Consider the following 7,401-nt stretch of genomic DNA (forward strand, 5'->3'; position numbering starts at 1 on the left):
CGCTTCGCCAGATGCGCGCCGTCGAAGGCACGGCAAAACCTTAGCGTATATCTGGGTCCGTTCTGTGTACCGACCCCTTATAGTCGAAGGCGAAGGTCACCCAGTTCCGCTGCTCGATGTTGTCACGTCGGAATAGCTGAGCAAAGCGAGGAACCGGGCGCCTGAACCGGACTCCGTCGCCGCCGCCATCCTGCGCAATGAGATCGATCCCTGCCTCCAGAAAAGCCTTGGAAAGCGAATCCTCGGTTGCCTCCAGCAGGCGCCCGCGCGCACCGCGCTCAAAATCCGCAATCGTCTTTTTAGCGACCTTCGAACGGGTCTCCAGCTGATCCTGAGACCAGTTCAGGAGGGCTCGTGCAGCTCTGCATTGTGCTGGCGATATTATACTCATGCCATCTGCGCTCCCTATTCCGGAATGATCTGTCCTACGTGGCCGAGTCTGCGTGCACTGGAGTTTGCCATGGTTGAGAATGAGACGCCCTTGAGGGTTGACCCTTACCCCTTCCGGCAGCCTTTCCAGGTATGGCAAAGCCGCTAACGGAACTCAGTGTAGCATTACCGTTGTTGTTGCCGCGGGATGGTAGTGGCCTTGGATGAGCGACGATGGTGAGGGCAATTAGAGATGCTCTGCGAGAGCGATCAATGCCGCTGGAACCGACGGGTTCGAAGCTCCCGCTTTTGGCGTTTCAGCTGCCGTTCGGAGCAGCCTCAAGACCTTCTGACGGTCCATTGACTGGCGATCGGACAAGCAGTTGACGACCACCTGCAAGGTATACTCGATTGCCACGATCCGAGCCTCCAGCTCCTGCTGCTTGGCGTCCATTTCTGTCTCCATCGTTCCTATTCTGCCAAGAATGATAGCTGCGACGGGAGCCTGTAGAACCCTCGGTATCGCCATATCTGATCTGATGGGTTGGCATCACTTCAAAGAGCTTGCTGACGAGCCAACGCAGCCCTGCGCTGCTGAACGAAAGGGCAAACTTTCTGCTCAAGCTCCCGTCGCTGCGACAGGCGCGGGGCGCATATCCTGGCACGCGTCGAAAATTCGACCGTATTTCTGACGTAAAAACCCGTCAGGAAAGGCTGCTCGGAATTCAAGATCGCTGATCTGAAAGCGACACGGCCCGGCTTATGCCGAGCCGTTTACTGACTGAGTGCTATGGGAACGCGGATCAATTTCGAGAAACAGGCCCCGGCTTTCAAACGAATGCCGAGACCTGTCAAATCGATAGGACCGCAGTTAGCTGAACAAGATCAGCGTCTTCGCCAACGTGGTCCAGATGCCCCAGAGGATCGGGATCCCAACAGCTAGCCAGGCAAGACCTGCGAGCGGGCTGAAGCCGCCGCGCCCAATCCCGTAAGACCCGGAACGCAGGGGCGCCGAGGCCGCACTGCCCTTGGCTTCCGCTGCAGCGACCTCTGCGTCGCTCATGAACCAGCGTGCCGCCAGCGGGCGCACCAAAAGGTTGGCGACGAAGCCTGCCGCCAGGAAGCCCGCCAGGATGTACATCGTGCGGGTATAGAGTTCCGCACCCTGGATGCCGGCATCCACCTGCGCCTGCCGGATCGCGGTGATCACGAAGGGGCCGACGACGCCTGCGGTCGACCAGGCAGTGAGGAGCCGCCCGTGGATGGCACCGACGAACTGTGTGCCGAAGACGTCGGCGAGGTAGGCCGGGATCGTCGAGAAGCCGCCGCCGTACATCGACAGGATCACGCAGAAGAACAGCACGAACAGCGCCTTCGAGCCGATGCCCGCGGCCCAGGGTGCCGCCGCGTAGAGCAGGCAGCCAAGGGCGAAGAAGGTCGCGTAGGTCACCTTGCGGCCGATTTTGTCCGACATCGAGGCCCAAAAGAAGCGCCCGAGGATATTGAACAGGGAGAGTAGGCCGACGAACCCGGCCGCCACCGCCGCGATCTGGGCCTTCTGCCCGGTATCGAGCTGCGCGAAGCCGAGACCCGGCTGGCCGATCAGCGCACCACCGAAGATCTCCTGCAGCATCGGCGAGGCCAGCGCGAGAACGCCGATGCCCGCTGAGACGTTGAGCGCGAGCGCGATCCAGAGCAGCCAGAACTGCGGGGTCTTGTGGGCCTTATCGAGATGGACGTGGCCGGAGGTGATCATCGCGCTCTTCGAGGCCGGTGCGCTCCAGCCCTCGGGCTGCCAGCCGGCGGGCGGTACCCGGTAGCCGAAGGCGCCGCAGGTCATCGCGACAAGGTACAGGCCGCCCATCACCGCCAAGGTCTGCCAGACGCCAGCGGAAGTGGGAGTCTTGAAGGTGTTGATCAGGATGTTGGCCAGCGGCGAGCCAATCATGGCGCCGCCGCCGAAGCCCATGATGGCCATGCCGGTGGCCATGCCGCGGCGGTCGGGGAACCACTTCACCAGGGTCGATACGGGAGAGATGTAGCCGAGCCCGAGGCCGATGCCGCCGATCACACCCATGCCGAGCCAAATCAGCCAGAGCTGGTGCAGGTAGACACCCAAGGCGCCGATCAGGAAGCCACCGCCCCAGCAGAGCGTTGCAGCCAAACCGGCTTTACGGGGACCGGCACGTTCGAGCCAGCCGCCGAAGACCGCTGCGGCGAGACCGAGCATGACGATGCCGATGGAGAAGACCGTCACAAGATCACTGACGCGCCAATCGCAGGTCGTCGTGAACAGGGCCGTGGCGATGCTCATGTCCGGACAGGCCGCCGGCGTCGGCTGGCCGACGCTCAGCGCCCGCGACAGGGGCAGCCAGAACACCGACAGGCCGTAGGACATTCCGATGCAGAGGTGGATTGCCAGGGCAGCCGGCGGTACCAGCCAGCGGTTGAAGCCCGGCTTTGCGATTGTATTCTCTCGGGACAGCCAGCCATAAGTACGTGCGTCCGCTACGGACGCGTCAGCGACGCGAACATTCATTTCGAGCTTCTCTCCCTGATTGGCCTCGTAGGGCCTTGTTATTCAAGGGATTAAAGCACGACGCTGATCGTGAAGCTATGCAGTGGAGCTACGCACCTCCTCAGCGCAGCATCTAAGCCTGCGGCTTGCCAGGAAAACGATCGTTTTCCTGACAAAAGTGCTGAGCTAGGATCGAACAGCCGCAAATGCCCCTGTTTCTGTCGGGAAAATATGACTGGTTTTCTGTTGCCCAATAAACCAGCCTGAATAACTATCCTGACACTTGGTGCGGTATAGGCGGTCAGGACGCCCGGCATTGTGCGAGACGTGTACGGTTCAGGGCCATGAGGACCGGTCCCAGACTGTACCGCCCTGCCCTTTTGCGTTCCACGAGCGCCCGCAGATACCCTCCAGGGCTCTTGATGTGCTCGGCTCGCTGTAGGATTGCCGCGACTGTTGCGGCAGCAGTCTCTGCTCCCATCGTCGCCTGCGCCTCACGCCATACTGCTGGGCTGATGCCGAGGATGGTCCTTACTAGGTCGGAAGTTGCGACAAGATCGTGCCAGGAGCGGATCTCCGCGCCGGCGCGGGTGTAGTCCCGGATATCTGGGCAGGCATCGAGCACCATAGCGAGAGGGTACCTTTGTTCGGGCGAGCGTGCCATTGCAGGAGTTGATTCTCCGGCGTCTTCAGCATGGTTCCCGGATGCCGGTTCAGAATCTAGAGTATCTGTTTTTGAATTCTGTATGTGCCGCTCAGAATGGCTGTCACTGCCGTCCAAAATATAGGATTCTGATCGCTGAATGAGGACGTTGCCCACATCGGCAACAAGCATGGCTAGACTTCCCCGTAAGGCCTTCAGATCCGCTGAGCTTGGTGTCCGAGGTATCGCCATAACGATCGACGCGTAGCGGGCTCGCAGCCCTGTCCAGTCTCCCTCGTGGCCGCCCTCCACGCCCGCGGTGATCATCTTGGCTGCGTCGCGACGCAGGATCGTGACCTGTTCACGCGCGAGCCGCAGTTCCCGGCGTTCGGCCTCGACGATCTCGGCCTGCTGCTTGAACTCGCACGCTCTGGAGACGATCGGCGTGAGATCAAATCCGAAGGCCTGTGTGATCTCACCGCCCTGCCCTTTCCGGGCGTAGCGTTTGCCGTTCGGGCTGTCTCGGCGGATTAGGAGGCCAGCCTCGACCAATGCGCCCAGATGGCGCCTGAGCGTGGTCTCAGCCATGCCGTGAGCGCGCAGACGAAGCTGCTCGTTTGATGGGAAGACGACAAGATCGCCCCCCTGCCCCGCGACCAGCGCCGTTTCAGGATGGAAGCTGAGAAGCGCGTTAAGGACGGCAAGAGCCCTGTCGGACACACCGATCATGTCCTTGGCCTGGGCGATATGCCGAAACACTGCCCATTTGTTGACAGTGGTTTCTGGTGAGCACGCGGCGGCGGCCGCCTGCGCCTGGAGATGCGCAGCCGTCAGCGGCCGGCGCCCGAAGGGCGTCGTGATATGAAGGTTCATGGTCTCTGCCGGGCACCAGGCAAAGAGAGGGCGTCCGCCGAATCGGCGCGAAATCGTTTGACGATGTGCCGGGAGATGTGCTTCTCTACGCTTGCTTACGACGAGAGAGGGCCTTCCGGACGCGGTTCGGGGGGCCTTTTCCTATTCTGGTACGTCGTCTCCCTGGTTTGTGTTACGGGTCGGGTGAGCCTCATCGGCCTGGAAGGCCGTGAGGAGTTCGGGGAGCCGAGCGGCAACATAGGCGCCAAACTGCGGGCTCAGCGACTTGTCGAGGGTGAGCCGGGTGCCGGATGCGCTGCGCTCCAGACTTCCGATCTTCAACCCACGCTTATCTTTCAGCGTCTCCACTTTAGGTAGAGCTCTGGTAGGCTCCAACTTCACCGAATCGGCAAGCGCCTTCAACACGCTCGCGAAGCGCTTATCGGAGGACACTGTAGCAAGCTCCGGCGCGCCGAGCGCCGAGCTAATCTGCGAGGGAGAGGCAACCTTCACGCGGTCGGCGAGCGTCAGCCAGCGCGGGCGTCCGACTTTTGGTGCCGGGCCTATGACGGCGATCATCTCGGTCGGGATCGCTTCTGCGACCATGATATAGCGCGACAGGTCCCCCTTGTCAGAGCCCATGGCAGCCGAGATCACGTCGCGGGTGACGCCAGCCTTCTCCATATTAAAGGCGAAGAATGCCCGCTCGATGTAGCTCAGATCCTGGCGTTCAAGGTTCTCGTTTCCCTGAGCGACGAGAAGCTCCTCGTCAGTAAGTGGGCGGACGATAGCCCGCACCGGACGTCCGAGTTGGGCCGCAGCGCGTGTGCGACGCCGCCCGTAAGCGATCTGGTAGCGTCCTTCCCCCATTGGGTGCGGGCGGACGAGGATTGGTACCTGTTGACCTTGCTCCCTGATGTTCTCGACGAAGGCGGGGAAGGTATGATCCGTGGAGTCGGCAACGCGGTCTTCGATGAAGGAAGGATCAAGGTGCGTCGGGTCGAGTTGAACGACCGTGTTCTCTGGAGCCGCTTGAGCCGTGGCAGCCATGTCGCGCCACATTGAGCCCATCGATCTTGCCGCACCCGACCGTTTTACCTGGGATGATGATGACGAGTTGGCATCTGCCAACGGAGGTGAAACCATTGAAATCTCTAGAGACTCGTCTTGAGCAGGTGTCTCTAGAATTGGCGCACCCATGATAGCGCTGAGGCGCTTCTTCTGACTCACGAGCGGCCCCACGCCTTGCGGATCAGATCCTCGATCTCCCCATTGACGTTGTCCAGCGCGTCAAGTGCGCGCCGATAGGTCGAGCCGGTGACCTCGTCACGACGCAGTGGCGTCTCGTAGATGGTCTGCCCTCGCAGGCCGGAGTTCGACACGGCAGCTGACTGCAGCATGGCCTTCGAAAGCACATGATCGCCGAACAAGCCACGCAGCATAGCGACAACTTCGGTCTGTGGAGTGTCTTGCGGCTCGAACCGGGTGACAAGATACCGAAACCAGTCGTGTGTCGGTGCAGCGCCCTGCTCACGGACTGGCTCCATAATCTCGTCCATCATCGTCAAGAACTGCCGCATTGAGCCCACATCGATCATTTGCGGATGTATCGTGATTAGTAGAGCCGTGGAGGCGCAAAGCGCGGCGATTGTCAGATAGCCAAGCCGGGGGGGGCAATCTACGACGACAACGTCATAGTCTGCCTCGACCTCCTCGAGGGCGAGGGCTATGCGGGCGAAGAAGGGCGGCTCCAGATCGGTAGCCTTCCGTCGGGCGGCAGCCATTGGTGCCTCAAACTCGAAGACCTCAAGCTCCAGATCGGCCGCCACGAGGTCGAGCCCTGTGAAGTAGGTCTGTCGGATCACCTCACGCATAGGACGCCGTTCGGCTCCATACCGGATCGCGTCGTAGATCGTAGGATAAGGAGCGAGCTCATTGTCGGGCCGCACTCCGAACAATGTCGAGAGACTGGCCTGCGGGTCGAGGTCAATTGCGAGCACGCGATACCCGCGTAGGACAAGCGACTGCGCGAGATGTGCCGCGGTAGTCGTCTTGCCGGAGCCACCTTTGAAGTTCACACAGGCGACGACCTGCAGGTGCTCGCCCCTCTCCGCGTCGCGGTGCGGCAGATATTGGCGCCCTACCCTATCAATTTCCCCAAGGTGGGCTCGTAGGGCATGGACGTCGGCCAACGTGTAGAGACGTCGTCCACCGGGCCCTACTTCATGCTTCGAAACCAGCAGCTCGGGGGAGAGTTGACGGATCCGACCATCCGTTACGCCAAGGATGCGCGCAACCTCTCCCGACGTGAACCGCCGCAGCGTCTTCACCTCGGAGGGAGAGTACACAACGGATGCGATCTCCCGCAGCTTCGCGCCGAGGAGCTTTGCATGGTGACCGGCCGTCTGTCCGGACGTCGGACGCAATGTCTCGTCGTGCTGAACGTGTGGGTTCATTACCCTCTCTCATTAACGGTGAAATAGCGAATCTCACCGTATCGCCGCTACTATGATCCAGGGAGTGTGATTTAGCCACAGGAGTCCAGCTTTAAAAGCGAGTAGGGCGTCGCGGAGCTTTAGGCTGGGTGTAGACCTGGGCATTTTACGACTGAAGGGCGAGCATGTTCGGTCGGCACTGAAGTTCCAAGGGCTGATCGCAGGCTCGTGGCGATCATTCGCGGTGCACGGGCGCGCTGTGCCGACAAGGAAACGATCGTCGCTCACGCGGCACCTCCGATGACCGACGTGGCAGCGGATAGATGTCTGGGCTTAGGCAGGTCCCTGGGTGGTATCCGCCTCGGTCAGTGACGGGGGCAGCGCGAGGAACTGGGCGGCTTTAGAGGCGAGGGAGGCTGCGGTGACGAGTGCACGGGGATCGTCACGCACGAGCGGGAGCCAGCCGGCCATGTAGGCAGCGTGGTTGGTGTGAGGCTCAGCAGCGAGCCCGAGCGTGGCTAGGACGAAGGCCGCCCCAAGTTCGGCCACGAGTTCCTCGGCCGCGTAGGCTCGGCTGCCGAAGC

Annotated in this window: 7 protein-coding genes; all 7 read right to left on the minus strand. The window is 61.4% G+C overall.

Features of this window, described 5'->3' with window-relative positions; genetic code table 11:
* Positions 1-40 precede the first annotated feature (40 nt).
* The gene (locus K2Y56_RS01420; protein WP_292504101.1) at positions 41-391 is read right to left on the minus strand and encodes a helix-turn-helix domain-containing protein; all 351 of its coding nucleotides are present in this window, start codon (positions 389-391) and stop codon (positions 41-43) included.
* A gap of 225 nt (positions 392-616) precedes the next feature.
* Positions 617-823: a hypothetical protein gene (locus tag K2Y56_RS01425; protein ID WP_292504103.1), complete on the minus strand. Its 207-nt coding sequence runs from the start codon at positions 821-823 to the stop codon at positions 617-619.
* Positions 824-1,240: 417 nt separating this feature from the next.
* Positions 1,241-2,908, minus strand: coding sequence for an OFA family MFS transporter (locus K2Y56_RS01430; protein WP_292504105.1), 1,668 nt, complete (start codon positions 2,906-2,908; stop codon positions 1,241-1,243).
* 280 nt (positions 2,909-3,188) lie between these two features.
* Positions 3,189-4,403, minus strand: coding sequence for a plasmid replication protein RepC (gene repC / locus K2Y56_RS01435; RefSeq protein WP_292504109.1), 1,215 nt, complete (start codon positions 4,401-4,403; stop codon positions 3,189-3,191).
* A gap of 141 nt (positions 4,404-4,544) precedes the next feature.
* The gene (repB, locus tag K2Y56_RS01440; protein WP_292504112.1) at positions 4,545-5,612 is read right to left on the minus strand and encodes a plasmid partitioning protein RepB; all 1,068 of its coding nucleotides are present in this window, start codon (positions 5,610-5,612) and stop codon (positions 4,545-4,547) included.
* Positions 5,609-6,838: a plasmid partitioning protein RepA gene (repA, locus tag K2Y56_RS01445; protein ID WP_292504115.1), complete on the minus strand. Its 1,230-nt coding sequence runs from the start codon at positions 6,836-6,838 to the stop codon at positions 5,609-5,611. The genes repB and repA overlap by 4 nt, the downstream gene beginning before the upstream one ends.
* A gap of 312 nt (positions 6,839-7,150) precedes the next feature.
* The coding region (locus K2Y56_RS01450) for a zincin-like metallopeptidase domain-containing protein (RefSeq protein WP_292504118.1) at positions 7,151-7,401 on the minus strand (251 nt) is incomplete at its 5' end.

This window comes from Methylobacterium sp. (assembly GCF_019745455.1).
Classification (GTDB): Bacteria; Pseudomonadota; Alphaproteobacteria; order Rhizobiales; family Beijerinckiaceae; genus Methylobacterium.